Origin of the sequence: Nocardia lasii, from assembly GCF_042658545.1 — a bacterium.
Taxonomy (GTDB): Bacteria; Actinomycetota; Actinomycetes; order Mycobacteriales; family Mycobacteriaceae; genus Nocardia; species Nocardia lasii.
In genome coordinates, this window is sequence record NZ_JBHSQN010000015.1 from 284,489 (window position 1) to 302,636 (window position 18,148).

An 18,148-nucleotide genomic window follows, 5' to 3' on the forward strand; every position below is an offset into this window, starting at 1 on the left:
GGCACGCTGATCACCGTTGGTAAATCGATTGATCAACCGGTGGTCGGGAGGCGTACGCGGTGGAGATTTTCGTCGACGGACTGTTCGTGCCGGTGCACGACGGGTCCGCGCCCTATCGGGGCTTCCTCGCCGCCGAGAACGGCGTCATCACCGCGACCGGCCCCGGCTCACCCGAGATCCCGCCCGGCGCCACCGTGGTGGACCTGGCCGGTCAACTCGTGCTGCCCGGCTTCGTCTCGGCCCACAGCCACCTGTGGCAGTCGGTGTTCCGCGGCCTGGCCGACGGCTGCTCGACCTACGGCTGGATCGAACAGCTGCACCTGAAGTTCGGTCCGCTGCTCACCGAGTCGGACCTGTACGCCTTCACCGTGCACGGCGGCCACGACCTGCTCCGCCACGGCATCACCACCGTCTGCAATCACACCCACAGCTTCGGCGACGGTGCGGCGGGTCAGTGGCGGGCCGCACTGGACCTCCCCCAGCGAACCATCTACTCGCACAGCCCTTCTCGATCCGACTCCGCCGCCGAGCGCCTGCGAGGAATCGAACGGTTCCAGCGCGACACCGCCGACATCGACGACCCGCGCATCCTCGCCCGCTCCTACAACACCACCTGGCCCCTCGACGAACCCGCGATGCGCACCGAGGCCGACCTCCTGACCGAGTACGGCATCGGCAAACACCTGCACTACCTCGAGGACCCCGCCGCCACCGAACGCCAGCGCGCCGAGTTCGCCCAGCTGCTCGCGACCGGAAGTGTCGGCCCCGACACGGTTTTCGCGCACTTCATCCACACCACCCCCGAGATCGTGGCCGAGGCGGGTGCCCGCGGCGCGGCCATGGTGTGGAATCCGCTGTCCAACGGCAGGCTCGGCTCCGGCATCCCCGATATCGCCGGATACCGCGCCGCCGGGCTGCGCATCGGTCTCGGCGTGGACGGCCAGGCCAGCGCCGATGTGGCCGACCCCTTCCAGAACATGCGCACGGGCCTGTACCTGCTGCGCGCCACGGCCAGGAACGCGGCGGTCATGAGCAGCCGCGAGATCCTGCGCATGCACACCCTCGGCAGCGCCGAAGCGCTCGGCGTCGAGGACCGGGTCGGCAGCCTCGAACCCGGCAAGTTCGCCGACTTCCTCGTCCTGGACCCCGAACGCCCCAGCACGGGGCCACTGTCCCCAGATCTGTACGCGCACACCGTCCTCGCCCTGTCCGCAGCCAACATCACCGACGTGCGCGTCGGCGCCCGCAGCGTCTCCACCGGCTTGTTCGCGCCCGCGACCACCGAAGTCCACGAGCGCGTCGCCGCCCTGCGCGCCCTGCTCTGAACCACACCCACCGCCGACCTGGCGGCACACACGAATCACCATGGAGCACAACACATGTCACCCGTCGAAGCCATCTCCCGACTACGCACCGACCTCGGCCCCATCGACCATTCCACCGACGCCCGCAAACTGCGCAGCAAGAGCCGCGACCGCTTCGCACAGAGCCCGGTGCTACGAGACCTGTTGCGCGGCCGCAATGCCGAGATCTTCATCGCCCCGCGCGACAAGGAGGAACTGCGCACCGCCGTCGCCGCCTGCGCGCGCCACCGCATCCCGATCACCGTGCGCGGCGCGGGGTCCGGGCAGTTCGGTCAGGGCGTACCGCTCAGCGGCGGCGCGGTGATCGACGTGACCGCCCTGACCGGCGTGCTCGACTGGCACGGTGATCGCGGCAGGCAGGTCCCGCGCACCGTGCGCGCGCTCACCGGCACCGTGGTGGCCGATATCGACGCCGCGATCCGCCCGTCGGGCTGGGAACTGCGCATGCACCCCTCCACCTCCCAGCAGGCCACCATCGGCGGCTACATCGCGGGCGGACACGCCGGAATCGGCAGCTGCCAGTGGGGCATCCTGCGCGACACCGGCAATATCACCGCGCTGGAAGTGATGACGGTGGAGGAACATCCGCGCCTGATCGAGCTGCGCGGGCGCGATGTGAACACCGTGCATCACGCCTACGGCGCCAACGGCATCATCACCGAGGTCGAACTGCCGGTCTCGCCCGCCTGGGAGTGGCACGAGCTGGTGATCTCGTTCCCGGAATTCGAACAGGCGGCGCGCTTCTCGGTCGATATCTGCAACAGCGACGGCGTGCTGAAGAAGGTGGTGTCGCCGCACGCGCATCCGCTGCCGCAGTACTTCCCGGACCTGGCCGGGCTGATCCCCGACGGCGAGGCGATGGTGCTGCTGATGGCGGCGGTGCAGTCGGTCCCGAACGTGGAGGACCTCGTGCACGCCAACGGCGGCCGGATCCGCTACCGCTGCATCGAGGGCAAGGGCACCTACGGCGCACCGCTCTACGAGTTCACCTGGGGGCATTCGATGATGCACTACCAGCGCCGCAACAAGAAGCTGATCGGCCTGCTGGCGCTGTACCCGCAGGAGAACCTGTACGAGTCGATCGTGCGGATCCACCGCGACTTCGCCGAGCTTGGTCCGGTGCACCTGGAGATGAAGCGGATCGACGGCGGACTGTCGTGCCAGGGCTCGCCGGTGTTCGAGTTCGAGAGCCAGGAACAGCTGGCCGAGATCACCGCGCGCTTGCAGCGGGCGGGGCTGTCCATCGCCAACACCCACACCCCCGTCCTCGGCGCGAGCGGCATGAAGCCGTGGGGCCCGAAGGAGGCCGCGTTCAAACGCGAATTCGACCCCTACGGCCTGCTGGCCCAGGGCAAAGCCGACGACGTGGTCGCCACCGACACCGTCTCCACCTCGACCGCGCTGCCCAACAGCGGCTGGTCCTACCGACTGAGCAACTGAGAAAGGCGCCCATCATGCAACTCTCCCGTCGACATGCCCTGCGACTGACCGGCTGCGTCGGAGTCGCCGCCGGCCTGGCCGCCTGCTCCCCCGCCGCCTCCCGTTCGACCGGCTCCGGCGACACGATCGCCATGCAACTGGGCTGGATCAAGAACGTCCAGTTCGCCGGGGAATACCTCGCGCTCGAGAACGGTCACTTCCGCGACGCGGGGCTGAGCGTGGAACTGCTCGCCGGTGGCGCGGCGGGCACGAGCACCGAGGCCGGGATCGACACCGGCAAGGTGTGGATCGGCACCTCCACCCCGCAGAAGGTGGCCGCCGCGATCGAACGCGGGGTGCCGGTGCGCATCATCGGCGCGACCATGGCCACCAGTCCCGCCTGCGTCACCTCGCCGGATTCCGCGCCGCTGCGAACCCCGAAAGACCTGGTGGGCAAGCGAGTCGGCGTGGCGGACCACAATCTGCCGACCTTCGAGGGCCTGCTCACCGCCAACGGTGTCGACCCGTCGTCGGTGACAGTCATTCCGGTGCAGTTCGATCCGTCCCCGCTGGTCAACGGTGAGGTCGACGCGTGGTCCGGGTTCACCACCAACGAACCGGTCTCGTTGCGCGCCAAGGGTTTCCCCACGTACTCGTTCCTGTACGGCGACTTCGGAATGCGCACCTGCGCCCAGGTTTTCGTGGTCTCCGAGCAGTCGCTGACCGACGAACGCGCCCGGTGCAAGTCCTTCCTGACCGCCGAGATCAAGGGCTGGAAGGACGCGCTGGCCGATCCCGATCGCGGCGTCGCGCTGGCCGTGGACAAGTACGGCGCCGACCAGAAACTCGACACCGCCCAGCAGCGGGCCCTGCTCGACGCGACCCTGCCGCTGATCCTGACCCCCGACACCCGCCGCGACGGCCTGTTCACCCTCGCCCCGAGCCTGATCACCGACACCGTCACCGCGCTGGGCCGCACCGGTTCCACCGTCACCGCCGCCCAACTCTTCGACACCTCGCTGCTCACCGAGCTCTACGCCGAGAACCCGGGGTTGCGATGAGCGGCATCGAGATCAGCGGACTCACCAAGACCTTCACGGCGGGCAAGCGCACGGTCGACGCGCTGACCGAGGTGGATCTGCGTAGTGCGCGGGGCGAATTCCTGTCCCTGCTCGGGCCGTCGGGCTGCGGCAAGTCGACCATCCTGCGCATCCTGGCCGGGCTCGACACGCCCACCTCGGGTTCGGTGCTGGTCAACGGCCGCACCCCCGAACAACTGCGCACCGACCACGAGCTGGGCATCGCGTTCCAGGATTCGGCGCTGTTGCCCTGGCGCAGTGTGCGATCCAATATCGCCCTGCCCCTCCAGGTGGCCGGGCTCCCGGTCGACCACGCGGTGATCGACGGTCTGATCGACCTCGTCGGCCTCGCCGGCTTCGAGTCCGCCAAGCCCGCCCAACTGTCCGGCGGTATGCGCCAACGGGTTTCGATCGCCCGCGCATTGGTCGTGAAGCCCTCGGTCCTGCTGCTGGACGAGCCGTTCGGCGCGCTCGACGACATGACCCGGCAGCGGTTGAACAGGGAACTGCTGCGAATCTGGACCGAGAAGCCCGCCACGACCCTGATGGTCACGCACGGCATCGGCGAGGCGGTGTTCCTGTCCGACACCGTGGCGGTGATGTCGGCGCGGCCGGGTCGCGTGCTGGAACTGGTCGAGATCGACCTGCCGCGACCACGGACGCCCGAGATGATGCGCACCCCGGAATTCCACGCGCTGCACGATCACCTCTCCGGCCTGCTGTTCGGCGAACGGCGCTCCGCGTGAGCCGCCCGGCGAGCGCGACCCTCGCGCGAGGAGGCCGAGTCCGACAGGTCGGCGCGCGGCTGTCGGGCCTGCGAGGAGCCGTGATCCTGCTCGTGCTGTGGGCGGTGGCGGGCCTCGAGACCACCGCGGTACCGACGCCGTGGGCGGTCCTGGCCTCGGTCGCCGACGACGGATTCGACCTCTACGGCCCGAACCTGTCGATCACCGCGTGGGGCGCGCTCCAGGGCTTCGCCGTCGGCAACCTCGCCGCCATCGCGGTCGCGCTCGCCGTGGCGGTGTTCCCCCGCACCGAACCGTTGGCCGCGCAACTGGCGGTGATCAGCTACTGCGTGCCGCTGCTGGCGCTGGGCCCGATCGTGCTGGTGGTGTTCGGCGGCCGCACGCCCACGGTGTTCCTGGCCGCCGTCTCGGTGTTCTTCACCTCCATGATCGGCACCCTCACCGGCCTGAAATCGGCCAACCGCACCAGCATCGACCTGGTCGACGCGTACGGCGGCAACGGCTGGCACCGCCTGACCCGCGTCCGGATCCCCACGGCGCTCCCGGCCACGACCGCCGCGCTCCAGATCGCCGCGCCCGCAGCGGTTCTCGGCGCGATCCTGGGCGAATACCTGGGCGGCGTGGACAGCGGCGTCGGCGTCGCGCTCACCGCCGCCCAATCCTCCTACGACCTCCCCCGGACCTGGGGCATGGCGCTGGCCGCCGGATTGCTCGCGGGCACAGGCTATTTCGTGGCCTCCCTGACCGGCAGGCTCGTCCGAACGCGGTTGTACGGGCCGGGAACCATCACGAAGGGCGAATCATGAAGAGCGTCATGGCATTTCTCGGCTCGGTAGCCCTGGCCACCGTGCTCGTGCTCGCCGTGTGGTTCGGCTTCCTCGCCGCCTTCCCCCAGATCGGCCCGCGCATCGGCCAGACCCCGATGGACGTGTGGACCTACCTGGTCGACGGCAAGCCCGCCCACCGCGCCCAGATCATCGACGGACTCACCATCACCCTGCGTGACGCCGGCCTCGGCTTCGTGGTCGGCATGGGTCTGGCGCTCAGCGGCGCCGCCCTCGCCCTGCTCTCCCGGGAATTCGAACGCAGCGCGGTGCCGGTGGCGACGCTGCTGCGCTCGATCCCGCTGGTCACCCTCGCGCCCATCCTGGTCGCCACCTTCGGGCGCGGCATGACGATGGTGGCGATCACCGGCGCGCTGGTGGTGTTCTTCCCGGCCTTCGTCACCATCGTGGCCGGACTGCGCGGGGCGCCGCAGCAGAGCATGGACCTGATCCGCGCCTACGGCGGCAGCGAGGCCACGGCCCTGCGCATGGTCGCGCTACCCGCCGCCCTGCCTTCACTGTTCGCCGCCCTGCGAATCTCGGTGCCGGGTTCGCTCATCGGCGCACTGATCGCCGAATGGCTCGGCACTGGACAGGGTTTGGGCTCCTCGATGCTCAAAGCCATTCCGCGCTACGACTATCCGCAACTGTGGGCCTCGATCGCCGTGGTCGCCGCCGCCTCGATCGTGCTCTACACCCTCGTCGGCGCCGTCGAACGCCTCGTCACGCTGCGCTTCGCCGACCCCTCGGTACTCTCATGACCACGAAGGAGGTACGGGTGCCACCGAGGCCGACCATGCGCGATATCGCGACCGCCGCCGGTGTCTCACCGTCGGCGGTCTCGCTCGCGCTCGCGGGCAAGGGCCGCATGGAGGACAGCACCCGCGCCCGCATCCTGGCCACCGCCACCGAACTCGGCTACCGAATCAACCGCGAGGCCAGGGCCCTGCGCACCGGGCGCACCATGATGATCGGGCTGGTCACCTCGATGGTCGCCGACCAGGTCGACGACGCCGAATCCCGCCTGGACTGGTACACCCGCACCGCACTGGCCGCCGCCAACGAGTCCTTCCGCCACGGCTACGCCCTGGTGCTGGTCCCCCCGCTGGGCGATCACGACCGGGTCCACGATCTCGCCGCCGACGGCGTGCTGCTCATCGACCCCGACCCCGCCGAGGGCATCGTCGAAGCAGCCACCGCCCGCGGCCTCGCGGTGGTGACCATCGGCGGCCACGCCCCCGCCCCCGCCAGCTCGGTCGCCCTCGACCGCGACGCCGCCGTCGACCTGGCCATGACCCACTTCCAGGCCCTCGGCGCCCGCCACCCCGCCCTGCTCGTCGACAACAGCGGCAGGCAGAACGCGGCCGCCACCCGCACCGCCTACGAACGCTGGTGCCCCACCGCGGGCAAAACCCCGATCGTGGCGACCGTCGACTTCACCGAGGACGGCGGCCGCACCCGACTCGCCCACCGCGCCTGCCATCAACTCCTCACCGAGCGCCCCGATGTCGACGCCGTCTACGCCCCCCTCGACTCCGTCGCCGCCGGGTGCGTCACCGCCGCCCGTGAACTCGGCCGCACCCTCGGCACCGACCTGCACCTGATCACCTCCGAGGGCAGCATCGCCCGCGACACCGACCCGCCCCTCACCGCCATCGACACCCACCGCGAGGAACAGGCCGCAGCGGCTGTGCGCATGCTCGTGAGCGCGCTCACGACGGGGGAACGGCCACCGAACCAGCTGTTCCGACCCAGCCTGATCGTGCGCTGACAGCGGGCCGACGGGTCACGCCCGAGGCGCGAGCGGGCCCAGCTCGACCGCCGCCGCGAGCATTTTCGTGCACTTCTCCGCGCCACGACGCCGAAAACGGTCTGCCGCGCGGCGGAATGCACGAAAATGCCACCCCGACCGGACCGGTGTCGAGCGCGCTCAACCCGCCAACGGCGGCGCGGCGGTAATCGCCGCGGCCAACGCGGTGAACGCGGCCTCGTTGCCGGCGCCGGTGATCAGAATCCGCACCCCACCCAGATCGGCGATCCAGCCGGACTCCTCGGTCGGCTCCGCGTAGACCACCCACTTCTGCCCGGCCACCTCCTTGGTCCCGGTCGGGTAGCGCGAGCCGAGCACGTGCCGCGACAGGGCTTCCTCGGTGGCGTCGCTCTGCGAGTACCGCATGTAGGTGCCCTGCGAGGTGATGTAGCCGACGGTGCTCACCGCGCCGCCACCGGCGGCGGTGATGCTGTCACGGCTACCGGAGTTCGACACCCAGCCCTCGGGCAACGCCGGTTGACGGATCGGGAACGACATCGTCTTCGCGTCGAGCTTCAGCGCGGCGGTGGCGTCGAAGTAGGGGATCTGGCCCTGCGTGGGGCCGCTGGTGGCCACCGTGCACTGGCTCGCGACCCCCGCCAGCACGACCGCGGCCAGCACCAACGGGATCAGCGACCAGAACAGGTCACGGTAGTCGTTGAAAATGCGGTGTTTCTGCTGGGCCACGGCTACCAGTATCCACTCGGGCCCCGACCGGACCGCCGACGGGTCGCGCCGGGAGGTCGTGCACGGGCGTGCCGTTTCGGAATGCGACAATGCACCCGTAACACCAACGCCAAGGAGGCACTCCGCAATGACGGCATCTTCGCCCGCCCCCAGCCGCCGTGAGGCACCCGACCGCAACCTGGCACTGGAGCTGGTCCGCGTCACCGAGGCCGGTGCGATGGCGAGCGGCCGTTGGGTCGGCCGTGGCGACAAGGAAGGCGGCGACGGCGCGGCTGTCGACGCCATGCGTCAGCTCGTCAGCTCGGTCTCGATGAAGGGCATCGTCGTCATCGGCGAGGGCGAGAAGGACGAAGCGCCGATGCTCTACAACGGCGAGCTCGTCGGCGACGGCACCGGCCCCGAGGTCGACTTCGCCGTCGACCCGGTCGACGGCACCACCCTGATGTCGAAGGGCTCCCCCGGCGCGATCTCCGTGCTGGCGGTCGCCGAGCGCGGCGCCATGTTCGACCCGTCCGCGGTGTTCTACATGCACAAGATCGCCGTCGGCCCCGACGCCGCCGGTTCGATCGACATCACCGCCCCGATCGGCGAGAACATCCGCCGCGTCGCCAAGGCCAAGCGCCTGTCGGTCTCCGACCTGACCGTGTGCATCCTGGACCGTCCCCGCCACGCCGAGCTGATCGAGCAGACCAGGGCCGCGGGCGCGCGTATCCGCCTGATCTCCGACGGTGACGTCGCGGGCGCCATCGCCGCCGCGCGTCCCGAGTCCGGCGTCGACATCCTGGTCGGCATCGGCGGCACCCCCGAGGGCATCATCGCCGCCGCCGCGCTGCGCTGCCTCGGCGGTGAGATGCAGGGCATGCTCGCCCCCAAGGACGACGAAGAGCGTCAGCAGGCGATCGACGCGGGCCACGATCTGGACCGCGTGCTCTCGACCACCGACCTGGTCTCGGGCGAGAACGTGTTCTTCTGCGCCACCGGCGTCACCGACGGTGACCTGCTGCGCGGCGTGCGCTACTACGCCGGCGGCGCGTCGACCCAGTCGATCGTGATGCGGTCCAAGTCGGGCACCGTGCGCATGATCGACGCCTACCACCGCCTGACCAAGCTGCGCGAGTACTCCTCGGTCGACTTCGACGGCGACGACAGCGCGAACCCGCCGCTACCGTGATCCGGGGCTGGGCGTCCCTATAGTCGAACTATGGCAACGCCCAGCACCGCCCTGGTCCTCGGCAACGGTGGCATCGCCGGTATCGGCTGGCAGGTCGGCATGATCACCGGCCTGGCCGAGGCCGGGGTCGATCTGCGCACGGCCGATCTGGTGATCGGCACGTCCTCCGGCGCGGTGGTCGGCGCGCAAATCCGCAGCGAACTGTCGACCGAGACGCTCTACAAGCGCCAACTCGGCTCGCTGCACGCCGAGATCGCCAACCGGCTCACGGTCCGCCAGCTCGCCAAGTGGGCCTTTCTCGCGGGCACCGCGCCCAACGAGGCCACCGCGGTGCGCCGGGTCGCGAACGCCTCCAAGGGCAAGTCGAAGGTCGATCCGGTGCTGCGGTTGGCGGCGGTGTCCTCGCGGCTGCCCGAGAAGAAGTGGCCGAAGAAGCCGCTGTGGATCGTCGCCGTCGACGCCGCGTCCGGGAAGCTGAAGGTCTTCGACCGCGATTCCGGGGTGACGCTGGCCGAGGCGGTCAATGCCAGTTGCGCGATCCCGTTCGCCTGGCCCGCCGCCTCCCTCGGCGGCCACACCTACCTCGACGGCGGTGTCCGATCCCCGCTGAATCTGGATCTGGCCAAGGGATACGACCGGATCGTCGGGTTGGCATCCAACATCCTCACCCCGCGCCGCAGCGGCAAGATCTCGGCCCAGCTCGCGCATCTCGGGTCGGCCAAGGTCACCGTCATCCACCCCGACGAGCACTGCCGCAAGGCCATCGGCCCCAACGAACTCGACCCGGCGCGCGTGCACGGCGCGGCCGAGACCGGGCGCGCCCAGGCCGAGAAATACGTCCACGCGGTGCGCGCGGTGTGGCCCACCGAGACCGAGTCCTGAGTATTCCGGCGCGCGCTGTGGGATTTCGCGCGCGGCTGGGTCCCCCATTCGCGAGGTTGTGGTTCTAGGGTCGAATCATGGCTGACGACGCGCGGTACCGGATCGAACACGACACCATGGGGGAAGTCCGAGTCCCCGTCGACGCGCTGTGGCGGGCGCAGACGCAGCGGGCCGTGGAGAACTTCCCGATCAGCGGGCGTGGACTCGACCGCGCCCAGATCCGCGCGCTCGGCCTGTTGAAAGCCGCGTGCGCGCAGGTCAACAAGGATCTTGGCCTGCTCGATCCGGTGAAGGCCGACGCGATCATCGCCGCCGCGACCGAGATCGCCGAGGGCGAGCACGACGACCAGTTCCCGATCGACGTGTTCCAGACCGGCTCGGGCACCAGCTCGAACATGAACGCCAACGAGGTGATCGCCTCGATCGCGGCGCGCGCGGGCGTGACCGTGCACCCCAACGACGACGTGAACATGTCGCAGTCGTCCAACGACACCTTCCCCACCGCCACCCATTTGGCCGCCACCGAGGCGCTGATCACCGAACTCGTTCCCGCACTGGACCATCTGCGCCTGGCCCTGCTCGACAAGTCGCAGCAGTGGCGCACCGTGGTGAAGTCGGGCCGCACGCATCTGATGGACGCGGTCCCGGTGACGCTGGGCCAGGAATTCGGCGGCTACACCCGCCAGATCGCGGCGGGCATCGAACGCGCGCTGGCCACCCTGCCGCGCCTTGGCGAACTGCCGATCGGCGGCACGGCGGTGGGCACCGGCCTCAACGCGCCCGCCGGGTTCGGTACCAAGGTCGTCGCGGAACTGGTGCGCACCACCGGAATCGACGCCCTGCGCGAGGCCCGCGACCACTTCGAGGCCCAGGCCGCGCGCGACGGTCTGGTGGAGGCCTCCGGCGCGCTGCGCACCATCGCGGTGAGCCTGACCAAGATCGCCAACGACATCCGCTGGATGGGTTCGGGGCCGCTGACCGGCCTGGGCGAACTGCGACTGCCGGACCTGCAACCGGGCAGTTCGATCATGCCCGGCAAGGTGAATCCCGTGCTGCCCGAAGCGGTGACGCAGGTGGCGGTGCAGGTGGTCGGCAACGACGCGGCGATCGCCTTCGGCGGCGCGAGCGGCGCGTTCGAACTCAATGTCTACATCCCCGTGATGGCGCGCAACCTGCTCGAGTCGATTCGCCTGCTGGCCAACGTCTCTCGCCTGTTCGCCGACAAGTGCGTGGCCGGCCTGGTCGCCAACGAGGAACACCTGCGCACCCTCGCCGAATCCTCGCCCTCGATCGTCACCCCGCTCAACTCGGCCATCGGCTACGAGGAGGCGGCCGCGGTCGCCAAACAGGCACTGCGCGAGAAGAAGACGATCCGCCAGACCGTCATCGACCGGGGTCTGGTCCCGGACAAACTGTCGGTCGAAGAACTCGACGCCAAGCTCGACGTGCTGGCGATGGCCCAGGTCGACAGATAACCGAAGACCCGGCCACGCACCCCCGACCTCGACCGCGAGGAGGGGCGTTCGTGGCCGGGTCGCGAACCCGCGGCGGTAGCCGCTATTGATACAGCGCGAGTTCGGCGCGGGCCTTTTCGCCTTCTTCGCTCAGGTCGGTGCGAGAGAAGATGTTCCAGCGTCGCAGCAGCGGCTTGAACACCAGCTCGCCCTCGTCGGCCCGGTTGTAGATCCCGGCCTCGGCCAGCGCCTCGTCGCTGGATCCGCCGCCGGGCAGGTCCACGTGCGGCACCCGGAAGTCGGCGACCCGGTCGGCGATGGCGCGCACGGCCTGGTCGGGCGCCAGGTCCAGCGCGGCCTCGACGAGCACGGCGAAGAACTCGGCCTGCAACTCGTCGTCGGCGGCCAGCTTCTCGGCCATCGCGGTGACGATCGGGTTCTCGGCGAGGGCGGCGGTGTTGCGGTGCCGGACCGCGGCGGCGAGCTCCTCGAACGCGCAGGTGGCCAGCACATCGATCAGGTGCATCGGGGGACGGTTGAAGCCCTCGGTCATGTGCTGCATGCGGGCCCGCTCGAGCGCGACCGGGTCCACCGCGCGGGTGAGCATGAGGTAGTTGCGGATCATGATCTCGTGGCGGTTCTCCTCCGCCGTCCACCGACCCACCCAGCGCCACCAGGGACCGGTGCGCAGGTGCTTGCCGAGCTCACGGTGGTAGGACGGCAGATTGTCGGCCACCAGGACGCTCACGGTCAGCGCGAGGCGGGCGGTGTCGCTCAGCTCGGACTGTTCCGGGGTCCAGTCGGTGCCGCCGAGGAAGGCGAAGTTGCGCCCGTCCGACCACGGCACCAGCTCGTGCGGCTGCCAGCCGTCGGCCACCTCGATATGGCGACGCAGGTTCGTTTCCACCACGTCCGCGAGCGAGTCCAGCAGCTCGCGATCGGTCAAAGTTTTCTGCACCACGCCAACCTAGTACCTCGGCCGAGCGCGCGGGGGCCTACGGGGCGATCCGGGCCCCCGCGCGCGGTCTCGGGCTACTTCTCGGTGACCGTGGTCTGACCGTCGACCCAGGTGATGGTGCCGCCGGTGAAATCGCTCTGCTTGCCGCCGGTGATGTCCTTCTCGTCGCTGGTCGGGTAGCCGAGCTTGCCGTTGGCGCCGCCCGCCTCCTCCCAGGCCTCGCGGATGTCGCCCCAGACGATGTGGGCGCCGGAGTCCTTGCTCCAGTAGATGGTGCCGCCCGCGAAGTCCTGGTACTCGCCGCCGTCGGGGCCGGATTCCTGGGCCTCTTCCGGGTCGCCGAGCGGGCTGTTCTCGCCGCCGACCGCGACGTACTTCTTGTAGACCTCGCCGCCGACGACGATGTCGCCGTTCGGGGTGGAGATGGTGGTGGAGGAGCCGGCGGCGCCGGAGGTGGTGGCCGCGCCGGAGGTGGTCTCGGAACCGGAGGTGGTCGTCTCGGCGCCGGAGGTGGTCTCGCCGGAGCCGGGCGCCATGGTGGTGCTGCCGCCGCCCATGGCCGAGGTCACCGAGGCCACGGTGTCGTTGGCCTTGTCCTTGCTGTCGTCGCTGCAGCCCGCGGCGAGCAGCAGGCCGGCCGCGGCCAGCACGGCCGCGCTCCCGGTAGCGGTACGTCGAGCGAAGTGGTTCATATCCATCCTCTCGCGAGTGGCCCCCAGGGGCGAACCCCGGAATGGAGCCTTGCCGACATCCGCAACGGCCCGGCGGAACCGATTCGCCGAGCCGTTGCTGGATTGGTGTCGTGCCGGATATTACCCACTATTTCCGGTAATCAAACGGATTCGGGCCCTGACGCGGCACGATTGCCGATGACTACGAGTTCGGGCCGTACTCCTCGAGCATCTCGGTCACCAGCGCCGCGATCGGCGAGCGCTCGCTGCGGGTGAGCGTGATGTGCGCGAAAAGCGGGTGCCCCTTGAGCTTTTCGATGACCGCCGCGACGCCGTCGTGCCTGCCGACCCGCAGGTTGTCGCGCTGGGCGACGTCGTGGGTGAGCACCACCCGCGACCCCGTGCCGAGGCGGCTGAGCACCGTGAGCAGGACGTTGCGTTCCAGCGACTGCGCCTCGTCGACGATCACGAACGAATCGTGCAGCGACCGGCCCCGGATGTGGGTCAGCGGCAGCACCTCGAGCATGTCGCGACTGAGCACCTCCTCGAGCACCTCGCGGCTGGCCAGCCCGTCGAGGGTGTCGAAGACGGCCTGAGCCCACGGGCCCATCTTCTCGCTCTCCGAACCGGGCAGGTAGCCCAGTTCCTGCCCGCCCACCGCGTACAGCGGCCGGAACACGACCACCTTGCGCTGGGTGCGCCGTTCCAGCACGGCCTCCAGCCCGGCCGTCAACGCCAGCGCCGACTTGCCGGTGCCCGCGCGCCCACCCATCGACACGATCCCGATGCTCTCGTCGAGCAGCAGGTCCAGGGCGATGCGCTGTTCGGCCGAGCGCCCGTGCAGGCCGAACGCCTCACGCTCCCTGACCAATTGGATCCGCTTGTCGGCGGTGACCCGCCCCAGCGCGCTCGAGCTGCTGCCGAGCAGTCGGATGCCGGTGTGGCACGGCAACTCTCGCGCCTCGTCGAGATCGATCACGGCCTCGGTGTAGAGCTGATCGATCTGGGCGCCGGAGACATCCAGTTCCACCATCCCGCCCCAGCCCGAGGTCACCACGTCCTGCGCGTGGTACTCGTCGGCGGCCAGACCGACCGCGCTCGCCTTCACCCGCAGCGGGATGTCCTTGGACACCAGCACCACGTCCGCGCCCTCGGCCGAGAAGTTCAGCGCGCAGGCCAGGATGCGGGAATCGTTGGTGTCGGAACGGAATCCGGCGGGCAACACCGAGGAATCGGTGTGGTTGAGCTCCACCTGGAGGGTGCCGCCCTCGGTGCCGATGGGCAGTGCCTGGTCGAGTCTGCCGTGCTGCACACGCAGGTCGTCGAGCATGCGCAGGGCTTCGCGCGCGAACCAGCCCAGTTCGTGATGGTGACGTTTGGCCTCCAACTCGCTGATCACTACCAGCGGCAGTACCACACTGTGTTCCCCGAATCGGGTGACCGACCAGGGATCGGAGAGCAGTACAGAAGTGTCGACGACGAAAGTCTTTCGACCGGAGGACTGAGCCGTGTGCTTCGCGGAAGCGGAAACGGAGCGTGTAGCAGTCACGGTGGGCTCCTTATGTGTTCACGCGACACCCGCGCGAACGATCTCGCTGGACCGGTCCGTCCTGGTAGGCAGATGACGCGCTGGTCAACCGCCACGAGGGCCGGGTGCCGGCCCTCTCGCACTGAGTTGCTCAGTCACGGTCAGGACCTCCCGTACGAGCCACACCGACGCGGCCCGCATCTTCGACGCTACCGCCGAACGCGCGAGCGCGCTGCCGGACCGCGGGACGTGTCCGTGAATTTGTCGTTAACGCGGGCTACAGTCGAGCACATGGCCGATGACCAGGATCTGGACACGCTCTCGTCGAAGGAACTGCACGACCGCGCCGTGAAGACGGCCGTGCGCCACGGCGATGTGAAATTCCTGTGGGAACTGCTCAAGTCGATCCCGGCGGCCCAGGCCGAGGCGGGCGATCTCGGGGAGAGCGAGGCCGACATCAAATACGTCGTGCCGATGATCGACGACTACTTCCACGCCGGCGACGGCAAGCTCGCCGATGTCCTTCGCCCCACCTATCTGGACTACCTGCGCAAGCACCAGTAGCGCGCCCCTTTCCCCCGCCTTCCCGACGACGCGACTCCGAGCGACCTCACCGGTCAGCTCCTGAGTCGCGTCGTCGGCTTGTGCCATCCCACTGAGGTTTTCGACGCAGCGTGCTCGCGCATGCCATCTATAGATGGCATCATGTGCGGTGCTTCGCAATGCCATCTATAACTGGCATTGCGGGTACTGGGGGCGGGGTGCGGACGTCACTTCCGCGCGTCGAGTCGACGCACGGCTCGCCGCCGACCGAAGGCGCACCGAGGGAGGGGCACATGGCCGACGAGGATCCGACACCCAATCCGCTGTTTCCGATCGTGAGCTTCGATCCGGCGGCCTTGGCACAGGTGTTCCCGGGCAACCAGCGCATCATCGACGCGCTCTCGCGCACGCAGTCGGTCGACCAGGCGCTGCGCGACAAGCTGGCGGGGACCGATCCCGACTATGTGAAGACCCTCGACCAGTTCGACGGGTACTCCCACCAGCAGATCTACGACGGCGTCCACGGCCGCGACGGCCAGGGCGGGATGAGCGTGACGACCATCGACACCCTGCGCGGCGTGTGGGACGAGATCGACACCGAACTCACCCGCATCGCGACCACCCACCAGACCACCGCCAATGCGCTGCTCGGCTTCGGCGAATGGGCCGGTGCCAGTGGCGATTCCGCCAGGGCGGGCATCGCGGCGCTCAATACCTCGATTCTGCGAATGGCCCAGGTGTGCGAGGCCATGACCAGCCGACTCGACATCGTCGGCCCCGCGGTGGAGGCGATCCGGATGGCCGTGCAGCCGCCGACCGCGCAGATCGGCGCGGCCGTGGCCGACGAGAACTACATCCAGGTGATCCCGGGCCTGAACAGTCCGGTGGTCGCGACGGTCGATCGACAGGCCCAGCGCCAAGCGGAACTGGACACCCAGGCGGCCATGAACCGGATCTACACCCCGACGATTCCGCCGACCGGTTCCGGCGTCCCGTCCTACTCCGTGGTGCCGGGGACCGAACAGGGCGGCGGCGGTCCGGGCGGCTCCGGCGGAGGTTCGCCGTCGGCGGGTGCGCCCAGCGCCGGTTCACCCGTCAGCCCGACCGAGCAGACGCCGACCCAACCGGAGACGACACCGGAGACGCCGACGACCGAGGACCCGACCACCCCGACGCCGAACACGCCCTCCGACGACGATGCCACCTCCCCGACCAGCCCGACAGCCACCTCGCCCACCTCGACCGACGACACGTCCCCCGCGAGCACGGCACCCGCCGCGACGACCCCGACCTCGCCGACCCCGTCCGGCCTCGGCGCGCCCCTCGGCGGTGCGGGTTCGCCACTGGGTAGCGGTGGATCACCGGGCGGCTCCGGGCTTCCGAACTCCGCCCCCGCACCGATCCAATCCCCCACCGCCGGTGGCCAACTCGCGGCAAGCGGTGGAGCGAACGCGGCACGCGCGACCGGCATGCCCGGCATGGGCATGATGCCCGGCGCCGGCGCGGGTGCCGGACGCAAACCCGGCGACGCCGACGACGAGCACTACGCGCCGGACTACCTGCGCGGCCTGCAACCGGAGCTCATCGACGACACCCACGCCCTCGCGGGAGTCATCGGCGCCGACGACTACCCCGAGCCGGCGGAGGCGACACCACGCCCCGCACCGGTGACCTCCCTCCTCGACCAGCCACCCACTCCCGAACCATCCACAGCCCCAACAGAATCGGCGCCGACAACCGGCATCGAACCCACCGCCCCCACCCTGCCGCCCGACATCGCGGCCCTGCTCGCCGAACACGAGGACCGCCCACCGCCCACCCCCGCGAACGGGAGCGAGCACACCGCCCGATGAGCACCCCACCGACCTGGACCCTCACCGGCGACGAGTTCACCTGGGTGTGGCGCCAGGAGACCCGCCTCGACGCCTACGACCACCCCGACCCGCTCGAGGTCCGCACTACCCCGACCACCGAGCCGGACGACGATCGCATGAAAGCCCATCTGCGCCAACGCTTCCCACCGGGTGCCGACCGCGGCCTGTCGGCGGCGTTCGCGGTCATGGCCAACCGCGACACCCGCGTCGCCTACGTCGGCACCGTCGGCGACACCGAGTTCCGCGCCCACGCCGCGGCCCTCGACGGTCTCGGTGTCGTTGCCGCCCAGCGCATCTGCCCCACCGAAGGCCGCGGACCCATCCGCCTGGCCCTACTCGCCCGCGCCCACGTCCCCGCGCACCTGGCCGCGATCCTGCCCAAGGCCGCCCCCGGCGGGGCGGGCCCGATGACCGCCTACACCCCGCGCGTGCGCGGCGAACAACCGCCGACGACCTGGATCCGCGACGCCCAAGGCCGCCTACCCGCCGAGGAACGCATCCGCACCCTGATGCACCGCCGCCGCAGCGCCGAAGGCTATTTCGTCATCGAACGCGACCCCGGCACCCACCGCCCCATCCAGTACCTGAGCTGGATCGACGTTCCCCCCGGCCAATTCGCGAGCGGACGCTACCTCGTCGAGGTCGACGACAACGACACCACCGTCATCCCCGCCGACCGCACCACGATCGCCCGCGAGATCAGTCGGCGCGGGCATTTCCACGCACCACCGAAACGAGGGGATTACCGATGAGCATCGAATTCGAGTACGGACAGGCCGAGATCTCGGCGTTCACCGAATCCGCTCGGGCAGGTGTGTTCAGTTTCGATGAAGCGGCGGTGAAAGCGGTTGTCTCGTCGTACGACACGATGATTCAGGATCTGACCGCACTCAGGGTCAAGTTCGACAAGGCACAGAATGTCAGCGGATTCGGTGGATTTCCCTCAGCGGCTGAGCTCGAGCGGGGATTCGCGACCAAGGCGACCGACGGCATCAGCATGCTGGCGAAGTTCATGGACGCGGCGATGCAGATGCAGGAAGGGCTGCTCCGTGCCGCCGGCCAGGTGACCGAGGCAGACGAGCTGAGCAAGCGTCGAATCGCCGCTCTCGGCCGAGAAGTCACCGGGCGGTCCTAGACC

General features: G+C 69.7%; 18 protein-coding genes. 14 read left to right on the forward strand and 4 right to left on the reverse strand.

What is annotated here, in order from left to right; all coding sequences use genetic code 11:
- Positions 1-59: 59 nt before the first annotated feature.
- From ACFP3H_RS23410 to ACFP3H_RS23440, 7 genes are all read left to right on the forward strand, one after another.
- A complete protein-coding gene (locus ACFP3H_RS23410; RefSeq protein WP_378609186.1) occupies positions 60-1,325 on the forward strand; it encodes an amidohydrolase family protein in 1,266 nt (421 codons plus the stop codon).
- A 54-nt stretch (positions 1,326-1,379) separates the two neighbouring features.
- Positions 1,380-2,804, forward strand: coding sequence for an FAD-binding oxidoreductase (locus ACFP3H_RS23415; RefSeq protein WP_378609187.1), 1,425 nt, complete (start codon positions 1,380-1,382; stop codon positions 2,802-2,804).
- Between the two features lie 14 nt (positions 2,805-2,818).
- Positions 2,819-3,844, forward strand: a complete 1,026-nt coding sequence (locus ACFP3H_RS23420) for an ABC transporter substrate-binding protein (protein WP_378609188.1) — start codon at positions 2,819-2,821, stop codon at positions 3,842-3,844.
- Entirely contained in the window at positions 3,841-4,608 is a 768-nt protein-coding gene (locus ACFP3H_RS23425; protein WP_378609189.1) for an ABC transporter ATP-binding protein, read from the forward strand. Before ACFP3H_RS23420 ends, ACFP3H_RS23425 begins: the two co-directional genes overlap by 4 nt.
- Positions 4,609-4,688: 80 nt before the next feature.
- A complete protein-coding gene (locus ACFP3H_RS23430) occupies positions 4,689-5,414 on the forward strand; it encodes an ABC transporter permease (RefSeq protein ID WP_378609190.1) in 726 nt (241 codons plus the stop codon).
- Positions 5,411-6,193, forward strand: coding sequence for an ABC transporter permease (locus tag ACFP3H_RS23435; RefSeq protein WP_378609191.1), 783 nt, complete (start codon positions 5,411-5,413; stop codon positions 6,191-6,193). Before ACFP3H_RS23430 ends, ACFP3H_RS23435 begins: the two co-directional genes overlap by 4 nt.
- Positions 6,194-6,210: 17 nt before the next feature.
- Complete coding sequence (locus tag ACFP3H_RS23440) at positions 6,211-7,203, forward strand: LacI family DNA-binding transcriptional regulator (RefSeq protein WP_378609193.1); 993 nt, start codon at positions 6,211-6,213, stop codon at positions 7,201-7,203.
- 159 nt (positions 7,204-7,362) lie between these two features.
- Here the strand turns inward: ACFP3H_RS23440 and ACFP3H_RS23445 are convergent, their stop codons facing one another.
- Positions 7,363-7,929 (reverse strand): DUF4245 domain-containing protein, encoded by a 567-nt coding sequence (locus tag ACFP3H_RS23445; RefSeq protein ID WP_378609194.1) that lies wholly within the window; start codon positions 7,927-7,929, stop codon positions 7,363-7,365.
- A 127-nt stretch (positions 7,930-8,056) separates the two neighbouring features.
- Between ACFP3H_RS23445 and glpX the strand changes: the two genes are divergently transcribed.
- From glpX to ACFP3H_RS23460, 3 genes are all read left to right on the forward strand, one after another.
- Entirely contained in the window at positions 8,057-9,100 is a 1,044-nt protein-coding gene (glpX, locus tag ACFP3H_RS23450; protein WP_378609196.1) for a class II fructose-bisphosphatase, read from the forward strand.
- A 30-nt stretch (positions 9,101-9,130) separates the two neighbouring features.
- Complete coding sequence (locus ACFP3H_RS23455; protein ID WP_378609197.1) at positions 9,131-9,982, forward strand: patatin-like phospholipase family protein; 852 nt, start codon at positions 9,131-9,133, stop codon at positions 9,980-9,982.
- A gap of 77 nt (positions 9,983-10,059) precedes the next feature.
- A complete protein-coding gene (locus ACFP3H_RS23460; protein ID WP_378609199.1) occupies positions 10,060-11,457 on the forward strand; it encodes a class II fumarate hydratase in 1,398 nt (465 codons plus the stop codon).
- Positions 11,458-11,539: 82 nt separating this feature from the next.
- On the opposite strand, the gene ACFP3H_RS23465 is transcribed toward ACFP3H_RS23460, so the two are convergent.
- The 3 genes from ACFP3H_RS23465 to ACFP3H_RS23475 form a co-directional block, all read right to left on the reverse strand.
- Positions 11,540-12,394 (reverse strand): acyl-ACP desaturase, encoded by an 855-nt coding sequence (locus tag ACFP3H_RS23465; RefSeq protein WP_378609200.1) that lies wholly within the window; start codon positions 12,392-12,394, stop codon positions 11,540-11,542.
- A gap of 74 nt (positions 12,395-12,468) precedes the next feature.
- Entirely contained in the window at positions 12,469-13,086 is a 618-nt protein-coding gene (locus tag ACFP3H_RS23470; protein ID WP_378609202.1) for an LGFP repeat-containing protein, read from the reverse strand.
- A gap of 181 nt (positions 13,087-13,267) precedes the next feature.
- Positions 13,268-14,614: a PhoH family protein gene (locus ACFP3H_RS23475; protein ID WP_378609203.1), complete on the reverse strand. Its 1,347-nt coding sequence runs from the start codon at positions 14,612-14,614 to the stop codon at positions 13,268-13,270.
- Positions 14,615-14,884: 270 nt separating this feature from the next.
- On the opposite strand from ACFP3H_RS23475, the gene ACFP3H_RS23480 reads away from it, so the two are divergent.
- From ACFP3H_RS23480 to ACFP3H_RS23495, 4 genes are all read left to right on the forward strand, one after another.
- Positions 14,885-15,157 (forward strand): hypothetical protein, encoded by a 273-nt coding sequence (locus ACFP3H_RS23480; RefSeq protein WP_378609205.1) that lies wholly within the window; start codon positions 14,885-14,887, stop codon positions 15,155-15,157.
- A 272-nt stretch (positions 15,158-15,429) separates the two neighbouring features.
- Positions 15,430-16,989, forward strand: coding sequence for a hypothetical protein (locus tag ACFP3H_RS23485; protein WP_378609206.1), 1,560 nt, complete (start codon positions 15,430-15,432; stop codon positions 16,987-16,989).
- Positions 16,986-17,762, forward strand: a complete 777-nt coding sequence (locus tag ACFP3H_RS23490; protein ID WP_378609208.1) for an ESX secretion-associated protein EspG — start codon at positions 16,986-16,988, stop codon at positions 17,760-17,762. Before ACFP3H_RS23485 ends, ACFP3H_RS23490 begins: the two co-directional genes overlap by 4 nt.
- Entirely contained in the window at positions 17,759-18,145 is a 387-nt protein-coding gene (locus tag ACFP3H_RS23495) for a hypothetical protein (protein WP_378609209.1), read from the forward strand. The genes ACFP3H_RS23490 and ACFP3H_RS23495 overlap by 4 nt, the downstream gene beginning before the upstream one ends.
- The last annotated feature ends 3 nt before the right edge of the window (positions 18,146-18,148 follow it).

Coding starts and splice junctions, on each gene's coding strand:
- ACFP3H_RS23495 (WP_378609209.1), top strand. CDS start 17,759: ATGAGCATCGAATTCGAGTACGGACAGGCCGAGATCTCGGCGTTCACC.
- ACFP3H_RS23425 (WP_378609189.1), top strand. CDS start 3,841: ATGAGCGGCATCGAGATCAGCGGACTCACCAAGACCTTCACGGCGGGC.
- glpX (WP_378609196.1), top strand. CDS start 8,057: ATGACGGCATCTTCGCCCGCCCCCAGCCGCCGTGAGGCACCCGACCGC.
- ACFP3H_RS23460 (WP_378609199.1), top strand. CDS start 10,060: ATGGCTGACGACGCGCGGTACCGGATCGAACACGACACCATGGGGGAA.
- ACFP3H_RS23490 (WP_378609208.1), top strand. CDS start 16,986: ATGAGCACCCCACCGACCTGGACCCTCACCGGCGACGAGTTCACCTGG.
- ACFP3H_RS23435 (WP_378609191.1), top strand. CDS start 5,411: ATGAAGAGCGTCATGGCATTTCTCGGCTCGGTAGCCCTGGCCACCGTG.
- ACFP3H_RS23470 (WP_378609202.1), bottom strand. CDS start 13,086: ATGAACCACTTCGCTCGACGTACCGCTACCGGGAGCGCGGCCGTGCTG.
- ACFP3H_RS23480 (WP_378609205.1), top strand. CDS start 14,885: ATGGCCGATGACCAGGATCTGGACACGCTCTCGTCGAAGGAACTGCAC.
- ACFP3H_RS23420 (WP_378609188.1), top strand. CDS start 2,819: ATGCAACTCTCCCGTCGACATGCCCTGCGACTGACCGGCTGCGTCGGA.
- ACFP3H_RS23485 (WP_378609206.1), top strand. CDS start 15,430: ATGGCCGACGAGGATCCGACACCCAATCCGCTGTTTCCGATCGTGAGC.
- ACFP3H_RS23415 (WP_378609187.1), top strand. CDS start 1,380: ATGTCACCCGTCGAAGCCATCTCCCGACTACGCACCGACCTCGGCCCC.
- ACFP3H_RS23455 (WP_378609197.1), top strand. CDS start 9,131: ATGGCAACGCCCAGCACCGCCCTGGTCCTCGGCAACGGTGGCATCGCC.